Origin of the sequence: Cellulomonas sp. NPDC089187 (genome assembly GCF_040685135.1) — a bacterium.
Taxonomy (GTDB): Bacteria; Actinomycetota; Actinomycetes; order Actinomycetales; family Cellulomonadaceae; genus Cellulomonas.
Genome location: NZ_JBFBHI010000001.1, coordinates 463913 through 482095, shown reverse-complemented (window position 1 = coordinate 482095; position 18183 = coordinate 463913). Strand labels below are relative to the sequence as shown.

15 protein-coding genes are annotated in these 18183 nt (G+C 70.6%); 5 read left to right on the top strand and 10 right to left on the bottom strand.

Going from position 1 to position 18183, the window contains the following annotated elements:
• Positions 1–27 precede the first annotated feature (27 nt).
• Positions 28–2844: an aconitate hydratase gene (locus tag AB0N78_RS02310; protein WP_363385305.1), complete on the top strand. Its 2817-nt coding sequence runs from the start codon at positions 28–30 to the stop codon at positions 2842–2844.
• 57 nt (positions 2845–2901) lie between these two features.
• Here the strand turns inward: AB0N78_RS02310 and AB0N78_RS02305 are convergent, their stop codons facing one another.
• Positions 2902–3066 (bottom strand): hypothetical protein, encoded by a 165-nt coding sequence (locus AB0N78_RS02305; RefSeq protein WP_363385302.1) that lies wholly within the window; start codon positions 3064–3066, stop codon positions 2902–2904.
• 5 nt (positions 3067–3071) lie between these two features.
• Positions 3072–3779 (bottom strand): helix-turn-helix domain-containing protein, encoded by a 708-nt coding sequence (locus tag AB0N78_RS02300; RefSeq protein WP_363385299.1) that lies wholly within the window; start codon positions 3777–3779, stop codon positions 3072–3074.
• Between the two features lie 65 nt (positions 3780–3844).
• Here AB0N78_RS02300 and AB0N78_RS02295 point away from each other — a divergent pair, with 65 nt between their 5' ends.
• Positions 3845–4555 (top strand): flavin reductase family protein, encoded by a 711-nt coding sequence (locus AB0N78_RS02295; protein ID WP_363385296.1) that lies wholly within the window; start codon positions 3845–3847, stop codon positions 4553–4555.
• On the opposite strand, the gene AB0N78_RS02290 is transcribed toward AB0N78_RS02295, so the two are convergent.
• From AB0N78_RS02290 to AB0N78_RS02265, 6 genes are all read right to left on the bottom strand, one after another.
• On the bottom strand, positions 4453–5805 hold the full coding sequence (locus AB0N78_RS02290; protein ID WP_363385293.1) for a hypothetical protein: 1353 nt from the start codon (positions 5803–5805) through the stop codon (positions 4453–4455). The genes AB0N78_RS02295 and AB0N78_RS02290 overlap by 103 nt on opposite strands.
• A 19-nt stretch (positions 5806–5824) precedes the next feature.
• Positions 5825–6700, bottom strand: a complete 876-nt coding sequence (locus AB0N78_RS02285; RefSeq protein WP_363385291.1) for an aminoglycoside phosphotransferase family protein — start codon at positions 6698–6700, stop codon at positions 5825–5827.
• A 235-nt stretch (positions 6701–6935) separates the two neighbouring features.
• Positions 6936–7742 (bottom strand): CoA pyrophosphatase, encoded by an 807-nt coding sequence (locus AB0N78_RS02280; protein WP_363385288.1) that lies wholly within the window; start codon positions 7740–7742, stop codon positions 6936–6938.
• Entirely contained in the window at positions 7739–8443 is a 705-nt protein-coding gene (locus AB0N78_RS02275; RefSeq protein WP_363385285.1) for a type 1 glutamine amidotransferase, read from the bottom strand. Before AB0N78_RS02275 ends, AB0N78_RS02280 begins: the two co-directional genes overlap by 4 nt.
• A gap of 24 nt (positions 8444–8467) precedes the next feature.
• Positions 8468–9511 (bottom strand): ankyrin repeat domain-containing protein, encoded by a 1044-nt coding sequence (locus AB0N78_RS02270; RefSeq protein WP_363385282.1) that lies wholly within the window; start codon positions 9509–9511, stop codon positions 8468–8470.
• Positions 9512–9563: 52 nt separating this feature from the next.
• Positions 9564–11009 carry a GuaB1 family IMP dehydrogenase-related protein gene (locus AB0N78_RS02265; RefSeq protein ID WP_363385280.1) on the bottom strand — a complete coding sequence of 482 codons (1446 nt, stop codon included), beginning with the start codon at positions 11007–11009 and terminating at the stop codon, positions 9564–9566.
• A 105-nt stretch (positions 11010–11114) separates the two neighbouring features.
• Between AB0N78_RS02265 and AB0N78_RS02260 the strand changes: the two genes are divergently transcribed.
• Entirely contained in the window at positions 11115–12815 is a 1701-nt protein-coding gene (locus AB0N78_RS02260; RefSeq protein WP_363385277.1) for a 1-deoxy-D-xylulose-5-phosphate synthase, read from the top strand.
• A 67-nt stretch (positions 12816–12882) separates the two neighbouring features.
• Here the strand turns inward: AB0N78_RS02260 and AB0N78_RS02255 are convergent, their stop codons facing one another.
• Together AB0N78_RS02255 and AB0N78_RS02250 are read right to left on the bottom strand one after the other, a co-directional pair.
• Positions 12883–13557, bottom strand: coding sequence for a leucine-rich repeat domain-containing protein (locus AB0N78_RS02255; RefSeq protein WP_363385274.1), 675 nt, complete (start codon positions 13555–13557; stop codon positions 12883–12885).
• Positions 13554–13742: a hypothetical protein gene (locus tag AB0N78_RS02250; RefSeq protein ID WP_363385272.1), complete on the bottom strand. Its 189-nt coding sequence runs from the start codon at positions 13740–13742 to the stop codon at positions 13554–13556. Before AB0N78_RS02250 ends, AB0N78_RS02255 begins: the two co-directional genes overlap by 4 nt.
• A 1173-nt stretch (positions 13743–14915) precedes the next feature.
• Between AB0N78_RS02250 and pflB the strand changes: the two genes are divergently transcribed.
• Together pflB and pflA are read left to right on the top strand one after the other, a co-directional pair.
• Entirely contained in the window at positions 14916–17183 is a 2268-nt protein-coding gene (gene pflB, locus AB0N78_RS02245; protein ID WP_363385270.1) for a formate C-acetyltransferase, read from the top strand.
• A 107-nt stretch (positions 17184–17290) separates the two neighbouring features.
• Positions 17291–18166 carry a pyruvate formate-lyase-activating protein gene (gene pflA, locus AB0N78_RS02240; RefSeq protein ID WP_363385268.1) on the top strand — a complete coding sequence of 292 codons (876 nt, stop codon included), beginning with the start codon at positions 17291–17293 and terminating at the stop codon, positions 18164–18166.
• The last annotated feature ends 17 nt before the right edge of the window (positions 18167–18183 follow it).

Sequence of the window (18183 nt, the reverse complement as noted above, 5' to 3'; positions counted from 1 at the left end):
GACCCACTCGCCATGTGAGGAGTCACTGTGTCCAGTGTCGACAGCTTTGGGTCGAGGGCCCGGCTTCAGGTCGCGGACGACACGTACGAGATCTTCCGGCTCGATGCCGTCGAGGGTGTCGAGCGGTTGCCGTACAGCCTGAAGATCCTCGCGGAGAACCTGCTGCGCACCGAAGACGGTGCCAACATCACCGCCGACCACATCCGGGCGCTGGCCGCCTGGGACCCGCAGGCCGAGCCGGACACCGAGATCCAGTTCACCCCGGCCCGCGTGATCATGCAGGACTTCACCGGCGTGCCCTGCGTCGTCGACCTGGCCACCATGCGCGAGGCGATGGCCGACCTGGGCGGCGACCCGACCCGCATCAACCCGCTGGCTCCCGCCGAGCTGGTGATCGACCACTCGGTGCAGATCGACGTCTTCGGTCGGCGGGACGCCTTCGCGCGCAACGTGGAGATCGAGTACCAGCGCAACCACGAGCGCTACCAGTTCCTGCGCTGGGGCCAGACCGCCTTCGACGACTTCAAGGTGGTTCCGCCCGGCACCGGCATCGTGCACCAGGTCAACATCGAGTACCTGGCCCGCGGCATCATGACCCGTGAGGTGGACGGCGTGCTGCGCGCCTACCCGGACACCTGTGTGGGCACCGACTCGCACACCACCATGGTCAACGGCCTGGGTGTGCTGGGCTGGGGCGTCGGCGGCATCGAGGCCGAGGCGGCCATGCTCGGTCAGCCGGTGTCGATGCTGATCCCCCGGGTGGTCGGCTTCAAGCTGACCGGCCAGATCCCCTCCTGCGTGACCGCCACCGACGTGGTGCTCACCATCACCGAGCAGCTGCGCCAGCACGGTGTGGTCGGCAAGTTCGTCGAGTTCTACGGCGACGGGGTGGCGGCGGTGCCGCTGGCCAACCGCGCCACCATCGGCAACATGTCCCCGGAGTTCGGCTCCACCTGTGCGATCTTCCCGATCGACGACGTGACCATCGACTACCTGCGGCTGACCGGACGCTCCGAGCAGCAGCTGGCGCTGGTCGAGGCTTACGCCAAGGAGCAGGGCCTGTGGCACGACGCCTCCCGCGAGCCGGTGTACTCCGAGTACCTGGAGCTGGACCTGTCGACGGTGGTGCCGTCCATCGCCGGCCCGAAGCGCCCGCAGGACCGGATCGAGCTTTCCGACGCCAAGGAGTCCTTCGCCGGGACGATCCTGGACTACGTGTCGGACTCCGAGGCCGCGCCGTTCAAGCAGCTGACCGGTCTGGACGAGTCGGTGGACGAGACCTTCCCGGCCTCCGACCCGATCGCCGCCGGTGAGCACACCGATGAGTCGGATGCCCCGGTGCACGTGCACGGTGACTCCGCCCGTCGTCCGCACAAGCGGGTGCCGGTGACCCTCGCCTCCGGCACCCAGACCGAGCTGGACCACGGCGCGGTCGTGATCGCCTCGATCACCTCCTGCACCAACACCTCCAACCCGTCGGTGATGCTGGCCGCGGCCCTGCTGGCCAAGAAGGCCGTCGAGCGCGGACTGTCCTCGCAGCCGTGGGTCAAGACCTCGATGGCCCCCGGGTCGCAGGTCGTCACCAACTACTACGAGAAGGCCGGGCTCTGGCCGTACCTGGAGAAGCTCGGCTTCCACCTGGTCGGCTACGGCTGCGCCACCTGCATCGGCAACTCCGGTCCGCTGCCACAGGAGGTCTCCGACGTCGTCAACGAGCACGACCTGTCCGTGGTGTCCGTGCTCTCCGGCAACCGGAACTTCGAGGGCCGGATCAACCCGGACGTGAAGATGAACTACCTCGCCTCGCCGCCGCTGGTGATCGCCTACGCGCTGGCCGGGACGATGGACTTCGACTTCGAGACCCAGCCGCTGGGCACCGACGACGCGGGCACCGAGGTGTTCCTGCGGGACATCTGGCCCACGCCGGAGGAGGTGCAGGCCACCATCGACGCCAGCATCGACCGGTCGATGTTCGAGGCCGACTACGCCGACGTCTTCGCCGGGGACGACCGGTGGCGCGCACTGGACACCCCGGAGGGCGACACCTTCGCCTGGGACGGCGAGTCGACCTACGTTCGCAAGCCCCCGTACTTCGACGGGATGGCCGCCGAGCCGTCGCCGGTGTCCGACGTGACCGGTGCCCGGGTGCTGGCCAAGCTCGGCGACTCGGTCACCACCGACCACATCAGCCCCGCCGGGTCGATCAAGGCCGACAGCCCCGCCGGTGTCTACCTGGCCGAGCACGGGGTCGAGCGCCGGGACTTCAACTCCTACGGTTCCCGTCGTGGCAATCACGAGGTGATGATCCGCGGCACCTTCGCCAACATCCGGCTGCGCAACCAGCTGGTGCCCGGCGTCGAGGGCGGCTACACCGTCAACCACCTGACCGGCGAGCAGACCTCGATCTACGACGCCGCACAGGCCTACGCCGAGGCGTCCGTGCCGCTGGTCATCCTCGGTGGCAAGGAGTACGGCTCTGGCTCGTCCCGCGACTGGGCGGCCAAGGGCACCGCGCTGCTGGGCGTGAAGGCGGTCATCACCGAGTCCTTCGAGCGGATCCACCGCTCAAACCTGATCGGCATGGGCGTGCTCCCGTTGCAGTTCCCGGCCGGGGAGTCCGCGGACTCGCTGGGTCTGGACGGCACCGAGACCTTCGACATCACCGGCATTGAGGCGCTGAACTCCGGCGCGACCCCGCGCACGGTCGCGGTGAAGGCCACCAAGGCGGATGGGTCGACGGTGGAGTTCGACGCGGTGGTCCGGATCGACACCCCGGGCGAGGCGGACTACTACCGCAACGGCGGGATCCTGCAGTACGTGCTGCGGTCGCTGGTCGCGGCCTGACGCGCTGACGGGCGACGCCCCGGTCCTCCCCGGTGGGGGCCGGGGCGTCGTCATGTGTCAGGCGGTGGCGGCCCGCCAGGACGCGGCGATGATCCGCTCCATCAGGTCGAGGACCCGTTCGGCGTCGTGTCGGCGGCGGTCCGGGGTGACCGTGGCGAGGAACGCGTGCGGGGTCCGCGTCGGTGGGCGTGGTCTTGGGGGCGTCGGCCATGCGGACAGCATGCCGGTCAGTCGTGCCGGGTGCCCAGGTCGTCGGGGTCGATGCCGTACACCCGGTGCAGGCCGTCGTGGCCGGTGCGGGTGACCACAAGTCGTCGCCCCTCGCGTCGCGCCAGCCAGGAGTGGTCGCAGGCGTGCCGGAGCAGCGCGGCACCGAGTGATCCGGCCAGATGCGGTCGCCGTTCGGTCCAGTCCACGCAGGCACGGGCTTCGGGTCGGGAGCCGGTGGGTAGGTCGATGCCGAGGGTGTCGAGCCAGTCGCGGCCTGCGGCGGTCAGTGTCGGGCCGTCCACGGAGAGTCGGCCGGCCTGGAGCAGTGCCCGGTGCAGGCTGACACCGAGGCGGCCGGCCAGGTGGTCGTAGCAGGTGCGGGCGTGCTCCCAGCCGGGAGGGGCGCGGTGTGTGCTCGCGAGTTCGGGTGTGGGGGACCAGCCGCACAGGGTCTCGATCAGGGCGGCGGCATCGGGTCCGGACAGTCGCACGTAGCGGTGGCGTCCCTGGTGCTCCTCGGTCAGTAGACCGGAGTCGACCAGGCGGTGCAGGTGCTCGGTCATGGTGGAGCGGGCGACGTCCGTGCGGCGGGCCAGCTCCGATGCGGTCCAGGCTCGACCATCCATCAGGAGCATGCACACCGCGGCGCGGGTGCGGTCGGCCAGAGCTCCGGCGACGACGGTCGGGTCGGGGCCCGGCGCGCAGGCGGTCCAGGTGGTGAGCACCCGATCATGGTGCCCGATGTCGGTTCGGTCCGGGCCGAACATCGACCTGCCTACCGTCCGATGCCATGACGACGACAGACACGATTGAGACCCGACCGGATGTGCTCTACCTCGGCAACCCGGTGCTGTTCGTCACCACGCGCTCCCCGGAGGGCCAGGTCAATCTGGCGCCGTTCTCCTCCATGTGGACGCTCGGGGACACGATGGTGCTCGGGGTGTCCTGCGGCTCGCGCACCGGGATGAACCTGGCAGCGGGCGGCGACGTGGTGGTGAACGTCGCGGGGGAGTCGCTGTGGCCGGCTGCCGAGGCGATGGCCGAGAGCACCGGCCTGCACCCCGATCTGGACACGCGTGCGGTGCGACCGGACTACGACCCGGACAAGTTCGCCACGACCGGGTTGACCGAGGTGCCGAGCCTGGATGTGGACGTACCGCGGATCGCGGAGTGCCCGATGCAGATCGAGGGACGGGTGCTGCGGGAGACCCGGGCGCAGGCGGGACACTTCTGGATCGTCGAGGCCAAGGTGCTGCATGTGCACGTCCACTCCGAGCTGGTCGACCCGGAGACCGCACGGTTCCTCCCCGAGCAGTGGCGTCCGCTGCTGTACACCTTCCGGCACTATCGCGCGGCCAGCCGGACGTTGGCGGTCAGTAAGCGAGCGCGGCTGGCCGCTCAGTCCAGGAGCTCGGCGAACACCGTCTCCGGCTCGTCCGACAGAGACCAGCTGAGGTCGCACAGCCAGATGACGCGGGCGGGAATGCCAAGGCGGGCGTAGGCGGCGAGCTTGTGGTGCCCGTCCACGATCAGTGCGGTGACGGACCGCTCGTCGCGGTCCTCATACTGGCCCCACCCGATGATCGTGCGGGTGGCAGCGTGCGCGGCGGCCACCACGGCGGGACGTTCCCCGGAGGCGATGCGCTCGGCGTAGGCCCGCACGGTGTCGGGGTCGAGGACGTCGTCGGGTTGGGTGGGGGCGAGGATCAGCGGACGGTGGGCGTCGAGGACGTAGTACGTGGCGTCGAGCGGGCCGGAGGGTGCGTCCGGGTCTGGGGCGGGGCGGGTGGTGGTGAACCAGGTGTCCTCCCAGGTGCGGACCGGACGCAGGGGAGTGTCGCGTAGCCGCAGGTGGACCTGCCCGGACGCGAGCCCGCCGAGCACGGGGATGAGAGCGTCGATCAGCCCATCGGTGACCGCGGGGACGTCAGTCACGGCGGTGGCGACGGTGCGCGCGAGCTGGACGGCCTGCTCCGGTGCCCAACCGGTGCGTTCCAGGAAGACCTCGCACGTCCCGCAGACGCTGCCCACGTGGTAGATCTCCTCGCCGGACATGGTCCAGGCGAAGGTCCAGATCGGCCAGGGGGAGCTCGGTCCCGGATCGGTGGTGTCCAGGGCGAAGGCAGCCCGCCCATCGGTGATCACCAGGTCCGCGTCGCGGTCGTTGTGGATCGAGCGATCCACCTGGGGGGCGGGTACGGTGTCGAGATCCGCCTCAGCCCACCACCGGCGGAGTGTGTCCATGTCGTCGGTGGGTACCGGGCTGCGTCCGGTGAGTCGGAACAGGGCCGTGTTCAGGTGGAACAGCAGGGCGGGGCTAGCTGTGGCGACCAGATCCCGCAGCGCGGGAGCAGCGCTCCGGTCACCCCACCGGCCGAGGGCGGTGATCAGACTGGCGAGCTGCCCGGTCTGAGTCGGTGACGGATGGCGCAGCAGCTCCAGCGCGCGCGGGGTCGCCGTGCGGTCGCCGCGGCGCAAGGCCACGCAAAGCAGGGTCGGGTGGGTCTCGGCCGGTGCCCGGGTCAGAAGGTCGTGGATCAGGTCGTCCGCGCCGGGGTCCGTGCTCGTCGCGAGGAGGCCGCAGGCCGCGTCGATGGTCCCGGGCAGGACCAGCCACCGGGCGAGCTCGTCGACCGGGACGTTGGCGGACTGGCTCGACAGCTCCTTCAGCAGCCGCATGGCCGTGGATGTGTCCCGGTCGGTCAGCGCGGTCAACTCGGCACGCAGTCGCAAATCCTCGGGTGCATCCATCTGGCCAGCCTAAACGGGATCAGTCCAACAGCTGGGCGATTGCATGCCGCCCGATCGGACCGATGACCGGGTCGTCCTCGGAGTGGGCGCACATCGCCGACGCCATGACCAGCGCCCAGCCTGCGGCCCGGGTCCACAGCGCCGGGTCGTCGTGGTCACCGATCCGGTCGCGGAATGCGGCCCGGCCCTCGGCGTCGAAGGTCAGCCAGGCGGTGGCGAGGTCACAGGCCGGATCGCCACCGGTCATGTCACCGAAGTCGAGCAGGGCGGCGAGCCTGCCGTCGCGGACCAGCAGGTTCGCCGGGTGTGGGTCGCCGTGCAGCCACCGCGGGGCGTGCGGCCAGGCGGGTGCGGTGACGGCCCGCTGCCAGAGAGCCAGCACCGGCTCGGGGTCGACCGGCACGTGGGTCAGCCGGTCGAGCAGCGCGGACTCCCGGGCGCGGAGCTCTCCGCCGCGCACCGGGTTGAGCGGGGCGTCGGCGGGGGCGTCCATGGCGTGCAGACCGGAGAGGGCATCGGCCAGCGCGGTGGCCCAGGAGGTTCGCTCGGCAACCGGCTGCTCGGCGGCGATCTGACCGGTGAACCACGGGACGATGCTCCACGGCCAGGGGTAGGTGTCGGTGGGCGATCCGGTGCGCAGTGGGGTCGGGATCGGCAGCGGGCAGTGCGCGGCCAGGACCGGGAGCCAGCGCTGCTCGTGGCGGATCGGGTCGACGCCCTGCACGCGCCGGGGGAGCCGCACCGCGAGCTCGTCACCCAGCGGCATGGTCACGTTGTCCCATCCGTCCACAGCGGGACCGAGTGCGAGTCCGGCCAAATCCGGGTGCTGCGCGCGCAGCAGGTCGCGCACCAGATCCGGGGTGATCTCGACTTCTGCGGCGGGGCGGGTGGGCACGGGACCTCCATCGATGTGTCAGTTGTTGAGGCGAAACGGGCGAAATGCGGCTCAGAAAGTGCACCCTCGGTGGGCGGTGGGCGGTCCGCAGGTCAGTGTGGGCGCTGAGCGGGCGGTGCGCCGGTGGGCCGGTGTGGGGCGGGCGGGCGTGCGGGGCCGGGGCGCTGGGGCGCTGGGCGGGCGGTCGCGCGCGGTCGCGCGCGGGTGCGTGTGGTGGGACGCGCGGGTCGGGCGGTCAGATCGGTGCGGGCACGGTGCGCTCGGGGTCCCAGGCAACCGCCCAGCCGAGCGCATCAAGCAGCCGGTCCAGCACGAAGGCGGTGAACCCCCACACCAGGATGCCGCGCTCGACCTCGAATGCCGGTCCGCGGTACTCCCGGCCCTGGTGCTCGATCACCGCGGTCACCCGGCGGCCCGGATCGATCAGGTCGGCCACCGGCACCCGGAAGACATCCACGGTCTCGGCCGGGTCGGCGGCGGCGACCCGGTGCGGGCGGTCCCACCAACCGAGCACGGGGGTGACCAGGTTGTTGGACGCGGTCACCGGCAGCTCCGGCAGGGTGCCGAGCACGCGGACACCAGAGGGCTCGACACCGGCCTCTTCGGCGGATTCGCGCAGGGCGGCCGCCTCGGGTCCGGCGTCCTCCGGGTCGATGCCGCCGCCGGGGAACGCGACCTGCCCGGGGTGGTGGCTGAGGGTGGGGGAGCGGCGGGTGAGCAGCACATCCAGATCGGCGGCCACCACCGGGTGCGGGGTGTCCGCCGGGCGGGCGTCGAGGACCCCGAACAGCACCAGAACGGCGGATCGGCGGATGGTGGCGTTGCTCCCGAAGGCGCTCCGGGGTTCGGGCGACCAGATCGGGCGGCGGTCGCAGAGCGCGAGCAGGTCGTCCAGGGCAGCGGCTGGTGGGCGGTGGGCAGCCGCCTCGGGGCCGGGAGGGCTTGCGGAGGCCGTGGACCAGATCGGGCCGGGAGCACGGGGGTGCATCGGCTCGGGGGCGTCGGCTCCGTAGCCGGGGGCAGCCGCATCGGTGCTGCTCACACCCGCTCCCGCACTTGAGCCGCGAAGGCCGCCAGCCCCAGGTCCGCCCCGGGCCGCAATGTCGCCAGATGCTGCCGCGATCCCAGCCGGATCGCCGCCGCCTCCTCCGGCTCCAACTCGCCGACCATCACCGGGGTGTTCAACCACAGGTCAAGCAGGGTGGTTTCGACCTCCAGGTGGAACTGCAACCCCACCGCCGACCCGACGCGGAACGCCTGTACCGGGGTCACCTCGTCCCGGGCCAGCAGTGTCGCGCCCGCGGGCAGGTCCACCGCGTCGGAGTGCCAGTGCAGCACCACGGGGCGGGGACCGAGGGCAGCCAGCACCGGGTCTGATCCGACGGTCTCGACCGCGCCGAAGCCGATCTGGGTGCCGTGCCGCCGATGCAGCGTGGAGCCGAGTGCCATCGCCAGCAGCTGCATGCCCAGGCAGATGCCGAGCACGGGCAGGTCGGCGTCCACCGCCTCGGACAGCAGGCGACGCTCCGCTGTCAGCCCCGGGTGTCCCAGGTCGTCGTCGGCATCCATCGGGCCACCCATCACCACCAGCCCGGCCAGGTCGTCGACGGCGGGCAGTGCGGGGGACGGGTCGTCGACGATGGTGCGGGTGGTCAGCGGCACCCCGTCGAGCGCCCGGGCGATCAGTCCCGGACCCTCATGCGCGGCATGGGTCAGGACGAGGACGGGACGCGGCTGAGTCACAGCGGTGACCCTATGCCCCGGCGGTCAGCGACGGTACGTGCGCTCCGGGGTCGGGATCGGCTGACTGTTGCGCTCCACCCAGGCGACTGCGAGGGCGCACATCCGATCCAGCTCGTCCCCGGTGCCGAGGTCCGCGGCGGGGATCGCGCCGAGGCGAGCCAGCTCCTCGATCTGCTCGTCCGCCAACGGTGTCCCCATCGCTGCGTAGCGCGGCAGTGCCTCGCGCATGCTGCGGTAGTCACGGTCCCAGTTACCGCCACCGTTGCGCAGGATCTCGTCACGGATCCGTCCGGCGACCCGGATGATCTCGCCCTGCAGGGTGGCGGCTGCGCCGGTGCCCGGCACGAGCAGCGACCACAGATCGTCGAATCGCTCCTGGCAGGTGTCGCCCTGCGCGACGATCGCAGCGGTGCCGTCGTGCACCAGGCGTCGGGGCACGGGGGTGACCCCGGTGAGCTGGTAGATCTCGGCCATGGCGGCATCGTCCTCGGCGTCCACATTCGCCGGATCGTCGGCGCGGGAGAACTCGAGCTGCTCGCCCAGGTCGGTCACCATGGCGCGGGCCTGATCGGTGAGGGTGACGCCAGAGTCGATCATGGCGCGCAGAAAGGGCGCGAGGCGGGTCAGACCGGCCATGGTCGTGCGCTGGATCGCCCGGGTCAGGGCGGCGCTCCACCCGGTCGGGTCCGCCCCGGCGGCCATCAGCAGTCGGCTGTTGTCGATGTTGTGGGCGGCCATCGCCGACGCCAGCGGGCTGGGCTTGCCGTACTTCACTGGTGGATTCACCTCGGCTCCGGCGGCGAGCAGCGCCTCGATGCTGCCCCGTCCCGCTCGGTGCATCAGCGGTGTCTTCCCGGTCCGGTCCGGTGCGTCGACGTCGGCACCGTGCTCGATCAGCCACCGGGTCAACTCCTCGGAGCAGTCCGGGAAGGCGAGGGCGGGCTGCCGGTCGAACCCGTCGTACGCGTCGATCCGGCAGCGGTCGAAGACCGCGATCTGTTCGGCCAGGTCACCGCGGCGCAGGATCTCGGCGAAGTCCTTCGGGAGCGTCTTGCGCAGGGTCGCCACGGTCGGGCCTTTCAGGAGGGACGGTCGACGCGGCTGTCCAGGAGGGTACCCCTCACCACCCGTCCGGCAGTGGCCGCCCCTCGTCGTACCCGGCAGCGGACTGGATGCCGACCACCGCGCGCTCGTGGAACTCCTCCAACGAGGTCGCCCCGACATACGTGCAGGCCGAGCGCACGCCGGAGGTGATCCGGTCCACGAGATCCTCGACGCCGGGCAGCTTCGGGTCCAGGTACATCCGGGAGGTGCTGATTCCCTCCTCGTAGAGCGACTTGCGGGCCCGATCGAATGCCGATCCGCCACGGGTCCGGGCGGCGACCGCGCGGGCCGACGCCATCCCGAAGGACTCCTTGTACAGCCTGCCCTCGCCGTCCTCGTGCAGGTCGCCGGGGGACTCGTGCGTCCCGGCGAACCAGGAGCCGACCATCACCTGCGAGGCACCGGCGGCCAACGCCAGGGCGACATCGCGGGGGTGTCGGACTCCACCGTCGGCCCAGACATGCTTGCCCAGACGGCGGGCCTCGGCGGCGCACTCCAGCACGGCGGAGAACTGCGGACGACCGACGGCGGTCATCATCCGGGTGGTGCACATCGCACCGGGGCCGACGCCAACCTTGACGATGTCCGCACCGGCGTCGATCAGGTCGCGGGTGCCCTCGGAGGTGACGACATTCCCGGCGACGATCGGCACCCGCGGGTCGAGCGACTTCACCGCCGCCAGGGCATCCAGCATCTTGCGTTGGTGACCGTGCGCGGTGTCGACCACCAGCACGTCCACCCCAGCGTCCAGCAGCGCGGCAGCCTTGGCTCGGACATCGCCGTTGATCCCGACCGCGGCGGCCACCCGCAGCCGCCCGGAGTCGTCGATTGCGGGCCGGTAGATCGAGGAGCGCAGCGCCCCAACCTGGGTGACAGCGCCGACCAACTCGCCGCCGGAGACGACGGGGGAGAACTTGCGCCGGGCGGTGTGCAGTCGCTCGAACACGCCCGCCAGGTCGCCGGATTCAATCTCCGACAGCTCGACGGTGGTCGGGTCGGGGGTCATCACCTCGGACACCTGCGTGAAACGGTCGACGCCCTGGCAGTCAGCGGGGGTGACCACACCGACCGGCCGGTTGCCGTCCACCACCACAGCGGCACCGTGCGAGCGCTTGCCGATGAGCGTCAACGCGGTGTGCACGGTGTCATGCGGGCCGACGGTCACCGGGGACTCGACCACGGTGTGCTTGGCCTTCACCGAGGCGATCACATCGGCGACCACCTCCACCGGCACGTCCTGCGGGATGACCGCGATGCCACCCCGTCGGGCGACGGTCTCGGCCATCCGACGTCCAGCAACCGCGGTCATGTTGGCGACCACGATGGGGACGGTGGTGCCGGTGCCGTCCGCGGCGGACAGGTCGACGTCGAATCGGCTGGCGACCTCGGACCTCGACGGAACCAGGAAGACATCGCCGTAGGTCAGGTCGGAGCTGGGCTGGTGCCCGGGCAGCAAGCGCATGAGGAATACCCCTTTCCGCCTGAGCCTAACCATCTCGCCCCGAGCCGTCCTGCGCGGGGCGGTCTTCGGTGGGCGAGGCAGGCCCCAGCCACCTACCGTTCTCCCATGACCCTGCTGGACGCCATCGGCGGCCCCGACGACCTGCGCGCGCTGCCGGGATCGCAGCTGGACGCGCTGGCCGCCGAGATCCGGGCGTTCCTGGTCGACCGGGTATCGCGTACCGGGGGTCACCTGGGACCGAACCTCGGGGTGGTGGAGCTGACCCTGGCCCTGCACCGGGTCTTCGACTCGCCCCGGGACACCCTGGTCTTCGACACCGGACACCAGGCATATGTACACAAGCTGCTGACCGGTCGGCAGGACTTCGACCGGCTACGCCACCGGGACGGGCTGTCCGGCTACCCCGCGCGGGGCGAGTCGGTGCACGACGTGGTGGAGAACTCGCATGCCTCCACGTCGTTGTCCTGGGCGGACGGGATCGCGCATGCCCGGGCACTGGCCGGCGAGGGTGACCGCACGGTGGTGGCGGTGATCGGTGACGGGGCGCTCACCGGTGGGATGGCCTGGGAGGCGCTGAACAACATCGCCGACGGCACCCCCCGTCGGCTGGTCATCGTGGTCAATGACAACGGCCGCTCCTATGCGCCCACCGTCGGCGGGATGATGCGCCGCGGGGTCGAGGGGATCATCAAGGAGCTCGGGCTGAGCTACATCGGCCCGGTGGACGGCCACGATGTCGCCGAGGTCGAGGTGGCCCTGCGCGGTGCCCGGGCAGCCGGGGGACCGGTGGTGGTGCACGCGCTGACCGAGAAGGGTCGCGGTTACGCTCCCGCCGAGCAGGACGTCACCGACCGGTTCCACGCCGTCGGCCGGATCCACCCGGAGACCGGTCTGCCGGTGGTGCCGAGCCGCTTCGGTTGGACCGGGGTCTTCGCCGAGGAGATCGTCCGGCTCGGCCACAACCGCCCAGACCTGGTGGCGATCACCGCCGCCATGCGCGAACCCGTCGGTCTGGCACCCTTCGCCGCCGCCTTCCCGGACCGGATCCTCGACGTCGGCATTGCCGAGCAGCACGCCCTGACCACCGCCGCCGGGATGGCCTACGCCGGACTGCACCCGGTGGTGGCGCTCTACGCGACGTTCCTCAACCGGGCCTTCGATCAACTGCTGATGGACGCCGCCCTGCACCGTGCCGGGATCACGGTCGTGCTGGACCGGGCGGGCATCACCGGCGACGACGGCCCGAGCCACTACGGCATGTGGGATCTGGCCATGCTCGGCCTGGTGCCCGGTCTGCGATTGGCCGCGCCCCGGGACGGCGACACCCTGCGCCGAGCCCTGACCGAGGCGGTGTCGGTCGATGACGCCCCCACCGTGCTGCGCTACCCCAAGGGTGCTCTGCCCGAGCCGGTGCCCGCCGTCGACACGGTGGACGGCCTGGACATCCTGTTCCGACGCCCCGGGCCCGACCCGCTGTTGATCGTCGCCGTCGGTGCGCTGGCGCCGATGGCGCTGGAGGTCGCGGCGGAGCTGGACCGGGGTGTGACGGTGGTCGACCCGCGCTGGGTGCTGCCGGTGCCCGACACGCTGGTGCGGCTGGCGGGGGAGCACGCCGAGGTCGCGGTGATCGAGGACGGGCTGCGGGACGGCGGGATCGGGTCGGCGGTGGCGCTCGCCGTGCGCGATGTGCCGGTGCGGGCCTTCGGGCTGCCGAAGGAGTTCCTGGCGCACGGGACGCGGGCGCAGGTGTTGGCGGCGGCGGGCCTGACCGCTCCTTCGATCCTCGGGGCGCTGCGCCGCCGATGATCGCCGTGACCCACCCGGACGAGAGGTCGGGGCGCGACACCGGATGCGGCGGTCACGATGAGGACGGTCAGCGAGACACCTGGAGGTCGGTCAAGCCGGCCAGGGGGCGCAGGTCGGTCACCGGGGTGTCGATCAGTCCGAGGTGGCGTAGCTCGCGCAGTCCGGACAGCGGACGGAGATCCGTGACCGCGGTGCCGTGCAGGGTGAGACAACGCAGCTCGGTCAGCCCCGCGAGCGGTGCGAGATCATCGACGCGGGTGTCCTCTAACGACAGACGGCGCAGTCGGCTCAGCCCGGCGAGCGGGGTCAGATCGCGGACACCGGTCCGGTCTGCCCGGAGCTCGGTCAGGGCGGCCGATCCGGACAGTGGTGACAAGTCGTCGACTGCGGTGTCCTCGATCAGCAGGGTGCGCAACTGCGGGAGGTGGGCCACCGGCGCGAGATCACGGATGTTCGTCCGCTCCAGCCACAGCACCTCCAGCTGACGCAGGCCGATGATCGGACTCAGGTCCGCGACCCGGCTGCCCATCAGCTGGAGGCTGCGGAGTCGATGCAGGGCGGCCACCGGTGCGATGTCCTCGACCGCAGTCTCGATCACCGACAACGTCTCGAGTCCGATGAGCGGCTGGATGCCGTCCAGCGTCGTGACCGGTCCGTAGTCGGCGATCAGAGTCCGGACATCGGATGGAGTCCCGGCCTCCGCCACGGCGCGGGCGATCCGTTCGTCGAGGAAGGTGCTCATGGCCGCGGCCACTCCTGCCCGGTCAGTCGCGCGCTGTCGCTGTTGAGTCGATGCGGCGTGTCCACCGACTCCCGCGTCTCGCCCGGAGACCGGTCCGCCAGCACGTTCGCGGTGCCGACTGTGGAGGTGTCCAGCCCGAACACGTCGGAGAGTGCGGCGGTCAGCTCGTCGTGGTGGTCGCTCACGCCGCCATCCCGCCCTACCCTTCACCGGGATCCTGGCGTCGCTGAGGCAGACGCTGATCGTCGGGTCGGTGCTGTGCGCGGTGGCGACCAGCTTGCCGGTGATGGTGGTCGTCCGCGGACCGGAAGTGCTGTCCAGCGCGATGCTCCCGCTCGGGATCGGTCTGCTCCGGCGGGAGTGGCGGTAGGCCGACGGTCGGGAACCGTCGGTGCGATGGCGCTGGCGGCGGCGGATCTGGACCGGGGTGTGACGGTGGTCGACCCGCGCTGGGTGCTCCCGGTGCCCGACGCGCTGGTGCGGCTGGGCGGCCGGACTGACCGCGGACGCGATCGGCCACGCGCTGCGCCTATGACATCATCCCCGGCGTGACAGCGTTCGAGTCTCTGGACGCCACGATTCCGCTCCTGGTCGCCGCTGCGCCGTCGAGCACACTGGTGGGCAAGCGGGTGCTCCGATGGGGCCCGGCGGAGGACGGATCGGCTGCGAGCTCAGCTTCCAGCTCTACCAGCGAGGGACCGGGACCAGGTCGGTACCCGTCATCCCGAACGTGGCGATCATCTCGAAGGACCTGGCCTCCTGGCGGCGTGCGGCGGGGTTGCCCCCGCGCAGAGGGCTTGTGCTCGGTTGCCCGCTGGGGCTGCTGTCCCCGCGCGCCCAGGGCAACGTCTGGGAGATCGGGGAGGCGAACCGCGCGGCATCGGCGGCCGACATCCTCCGCACCATGGACGAGGTCTTCCGACCGTTGGTCGAGCTGCTGCGCGACCCGGGCCGTGCCTGTCAGCGCCTGGCGGAGGGCTTGTGGACCGTCGCGCCGCATGCGCCGGAGTGGTTGGCGAAGCCCCAGTGGAGTATCTGCTCTGCTTCGGGAGGGCAGATCTCCTTCCCGCGCTCGTGGCCCGGGCGGAGCGCGTGCCCCAGTTCCGGCGGGAGTGGCGGCAGGACGACAGTCGGGAACCGTGGGTCCGGTTGGCGCGTCGCGCCTGTTGTCAAGCGCCTGTCGTGCGCGGTGGGTCGTCGCCCCCGGAGCCGCGGATCGTGCGGTGATCGGTCCCTCGCGCGGGTCGGCGTGAGCGGCTTCACAGGGCGGTATGTCGCGCTCGGGACAGAGGTCCCAAGACATCCCATGACCTCGTGAATACGTTCACTAGTACCGACCCAAGCGAGGGAGCTCTCACATGGCCACCACCGCAGTACCCCAGACCGGCGCCGACGCCACCGCGGGCGCCTGGGACGGGTTCGTCACCGGCCCCTGGTGCGACGGCATCGACGTCCGCGACTTCATCCAGCGCAACTACACGCCGTACACCGGCGACGCGTCGTTCCTCGCCGGACCGACCGAGCGCACCACCGGGATCTGGTCGAAGCTGTCCGGGATGTTCCCGGAGGAGCGCGCCAAGGGCGTCTACGACATCGACAACCACACTCCCTCGACCATCACCTCGCACGCCCCGGGCTACATCACCGAGGACCAGGAGCTGATCGTCGGTCTGCAGACCGATGCCCCGCTCAAGCGCGCCATGATCCCCAACGGTGGCTGGCGGATGGTCGTCAAGTCCCTGCAGACCTACGGCTACGACGTGGACCCGCAGGTCGACAAGATCTTCAGCGAGTACCGCAAGACGCACAACGACGGCGTCTTCGACGTGTACCCGCCCAACGTGCGCGCCGCGCGCTCCTCGCACATCATCACCGGTCTGCCGGACGCCTACGGCCGTGGCCGGATCATCGGTGACTACCGTCGCGTCGCCCTGTACGGCGTGGACGCCCTGATCGAGGCCAAGCGCATGGAGCGCCACGAGCTCGACATGGAGCGCTCGGTCGAGGACGTCATCCGCGACCGCGAGGAGAACGCCGAGCAGATCAAGGCGCTCAACGAGCTGAAGCAGATGGCAGCCTCCTACGGCTACGACATCTCCGGCCCGGCCACCACCGCCCGCGAGGCGATCCAGTGGCTGTACTTCGGCTACCTGGCCGCGGTGAAGGAGCAGAACGGCGCCGCGATGTCGCTGGGCCGCACCTCGACCTTCCTGGACGTGTACCTCCAGCGCGACCTGGAGAACGGCACCATCACCGAGGAGTTCGCGCAGGAGCTGATCGACGACTTCGTCATCAAGCTGCGGATCGTGCGCTTCCTGCGGACCCCGGAGTACGACGAGCTGTTCTCCGGCGACCCGACCTGGGTGACCGAGTCCATCGCGGGTATCGGTGAGGACGGGCGGCCGCTGGTCACCAAGTCGTCCTTCCGCTTCCTGCAGACCCTGTACAACATCGGCCCGGCACCGGAGCCGAACCTGACCGTGCTGTGGAGCCACCGCCTGCCCGAGGGCTTCAAGCGGTTCTGCGCGCAGGTCTCGATCGACACCTCGGCGATCCAGTACGAGTCCGACGAGCTCATCCGCACCTCCTGGGGCGACGACGCGGCGATCGCCTGCTGCGTGTCTCCGATGCGGGTCGGCAAGCAGATGCAGTTCTTCGGTGCCCGGGTGAACATCGCCAAGGCCCTGCTGTACGCGATCAACGGTGGCCGCGACGAGGTCTCCGGCAAGCAGGTCGCCCCGGTGACCGCCCCGGTGACCGGTGACGTGCTGGACTACGACGACGTGTACGCGAAGTACGACGTGCTGCTCGACTGGCTGGCCGAGACCTACGTCGACGCGCTGAACTGCGTCCACTACATGCACGACAAGTACGCCTACGAGCGCATCGAGATGGCCCTGCACGACAAGGAGATCCTGCGGACCATGGCCTGCGGCATCGCCGGTCTGTCCGTGGTCGCCGACTCGCTGTCCGCGATCAAGTACGCCAAGGTCACCCCGGTCCGCGACGAGGACGGTCTGGTCACCGACTACGTGGTGGAGGGCGACTTCCCCAAGTACGGCAACGACGACGACCGCGCTGACGACATCGCGGTCAACCTGGTCAAGTCCTTCATGGAGAAGATCCGTCGCCAGAAGACCTACCGGAACGCACTGCACACCCAGTCGGTGCTGACCATCACCTCGAACGTCGTCTACGGCAAGGCCACCGGGAACACCCCGGACGGTCGCCGGGCCGGTGAGCCCTTCGCCCCGGGTGCGAACCCGATGAACGGGCGGGACTCGCACGGCATGCTCGCCTCGGCGATGTCGGTGGCCAAGCTGCCGTACTCCGAGTCGATGGACGGCATCTCGCTGACCAGCACCGTGGTTCCCTCGGGTCTGGGCCGCGACCGCGACGAGCAGATCACCAACCTGGTCGGCCTGATGGACGCCTACAACGTTCAGTCCGGGTACCACCTGAACGTGAACGTGCTGAACCGGGACACCCTTGAGGACGCCATGGAGCACCCCGAGAAGTACCCGCAGCTCACCATCCGGGTCTCCGGCTACGCGGTGAACTTCGTCCGACTGACGCGTGAGCAGCAGCTCGACGTGCTCTCCCGGACGTTCCACGGCGGGCTCTGACCCCTGTCGATGACGAGGTCGGGCCCGCTGGGAGAGAACTTCCGGCGGGCCCGACCTGCATCCACCCCGTACCAGCCGCAGCAGTGCCGCCCGTCAGGAGGGCCGAGATGGACACGCAGACGATGGGCGCCCCGGTGATCGACCTGGGCGTGCCGGTGATCGGTGGATCGAACACCCGCTCCAGCGCCGGCACCGCCGGGATGGCCACCTTCGCCACTGATGACCGCTCGGAGAAGCTGGCCCAGATGCGCGCCGGTGAGCTCGGGTCGCTGCACTCGTGGGAGCTGGTGACCGCGGTCGACGGCCCCGGCACCCGGATGACGACCTTCCTGTCCGGCTGCCCGCTGCGCTGCCTGTACTGCCACAACCCCGACACGATGGAGATGCGTCGGGGCGAGCCGATCACCGCGGAAGAGCTACTCAAGCGGATCGGCCGCTACACGAATGTCTTCGAGGTGACCGGCGGGGGGCTGACCATCTCCGGCGGTGAGCCGCTGATGCAGCCCGCATTCGTGGCGAACATCCTGCGCGGTGCCAAGGAGCTCGGCATCCACACGGCCATCGACACCTCGGGCTACCTGGGCGCGCACTGCTCGGACGCCATGCTCGAGGACATCGACCTGGTGCTGCTGGATGTGAAGTCCGGCATCCCGGAGACCTACAAGAAGACCACCGGCCGGGAGTTGCAGCCGACTCTCGACTTCGGACGGCGGGTGGCCGACTCCGGCACCGAGATCTGGGTCCGGTTCGTGCTGGTGCCCGGGCTGACCGACGCGGAGGAGAACGTCGAGGCGGTGGCGGACTACGTGTCCACCCTGTCGACGGTCAGCCGGGTCGAGGTGCTGCCCTTCCACCAGATGGGCCAGGACAAATGGGCCACCCTGGGCATGGACTACCAGCTGACCGACACCCGGGCACCGTCGCCGGAGCTGGTCGAGCGGGTGCGCGGACAGTTCCGCGCCCGCGGCCTGACCGTGTACTGAGCGAGGCCTCGACCAGG

Excerpts from the sequence above, each read along its gene's own strand:
- AB0N78_RS02305 (WP_363385302.1), bottom strand. The coding sequence starts at position 3,066 with ATGCTGTCCGCATGGCCGACGCCCCCAAGACCACGCCCACCGACGCGG.
- AB0N78_RS02295 (WP_363385296.1), top strand. The coding sequence starts at position 3,845 with ATGACGACGACAGACACGATTGAGACCCGACCGGATGTGCTCTACCTC.
- AB0N78_RS02290 (WP_363385293.1), bottom strand. The coding sequence starts at position 5,805 with ATGGATGCACCCGAGGATTTGCGACTGCGTGCCGAGTTGACCGCGCTG.
- AB0N78_RS02265 (WP_363385280.1), bottom strand. The coding sequence starts at position 11,009 with ATGCGCTTGCTGCCCGGGCACCAGCCCAGCTCCGACCTGACCTACGGC.
- AB0N78_RS02260 (WP_363385277.1), top strand. The coding sequence starts at position 11,115 with ATGACCCTGCTGGACGCCATCGGCGGCCCCGACGACCTGCGCGCGCTG.
- AB0N78_RS02255 (WP_363385274.1), bottom strand. The coding sequence starts at position 13,557 with ATGAGCACCTTCCTCGACGAACGGATCGCCCGCGCCGTGGCGGAGGCC.
- pflB (WP_363385270.1), top strand. The coding sequence starts at position 14,916 with ATGGCCACCACCGCAGTACCCCAGACCGGCGCCGACGCCACCGCGGGC.
- pflA (WP_363385268.1), top strand. The coding sequence starts at position 17,291 with ATGGACACGCAGACGATGGGCGCCCCGGTGATCGACCTGGGCGTGCCG.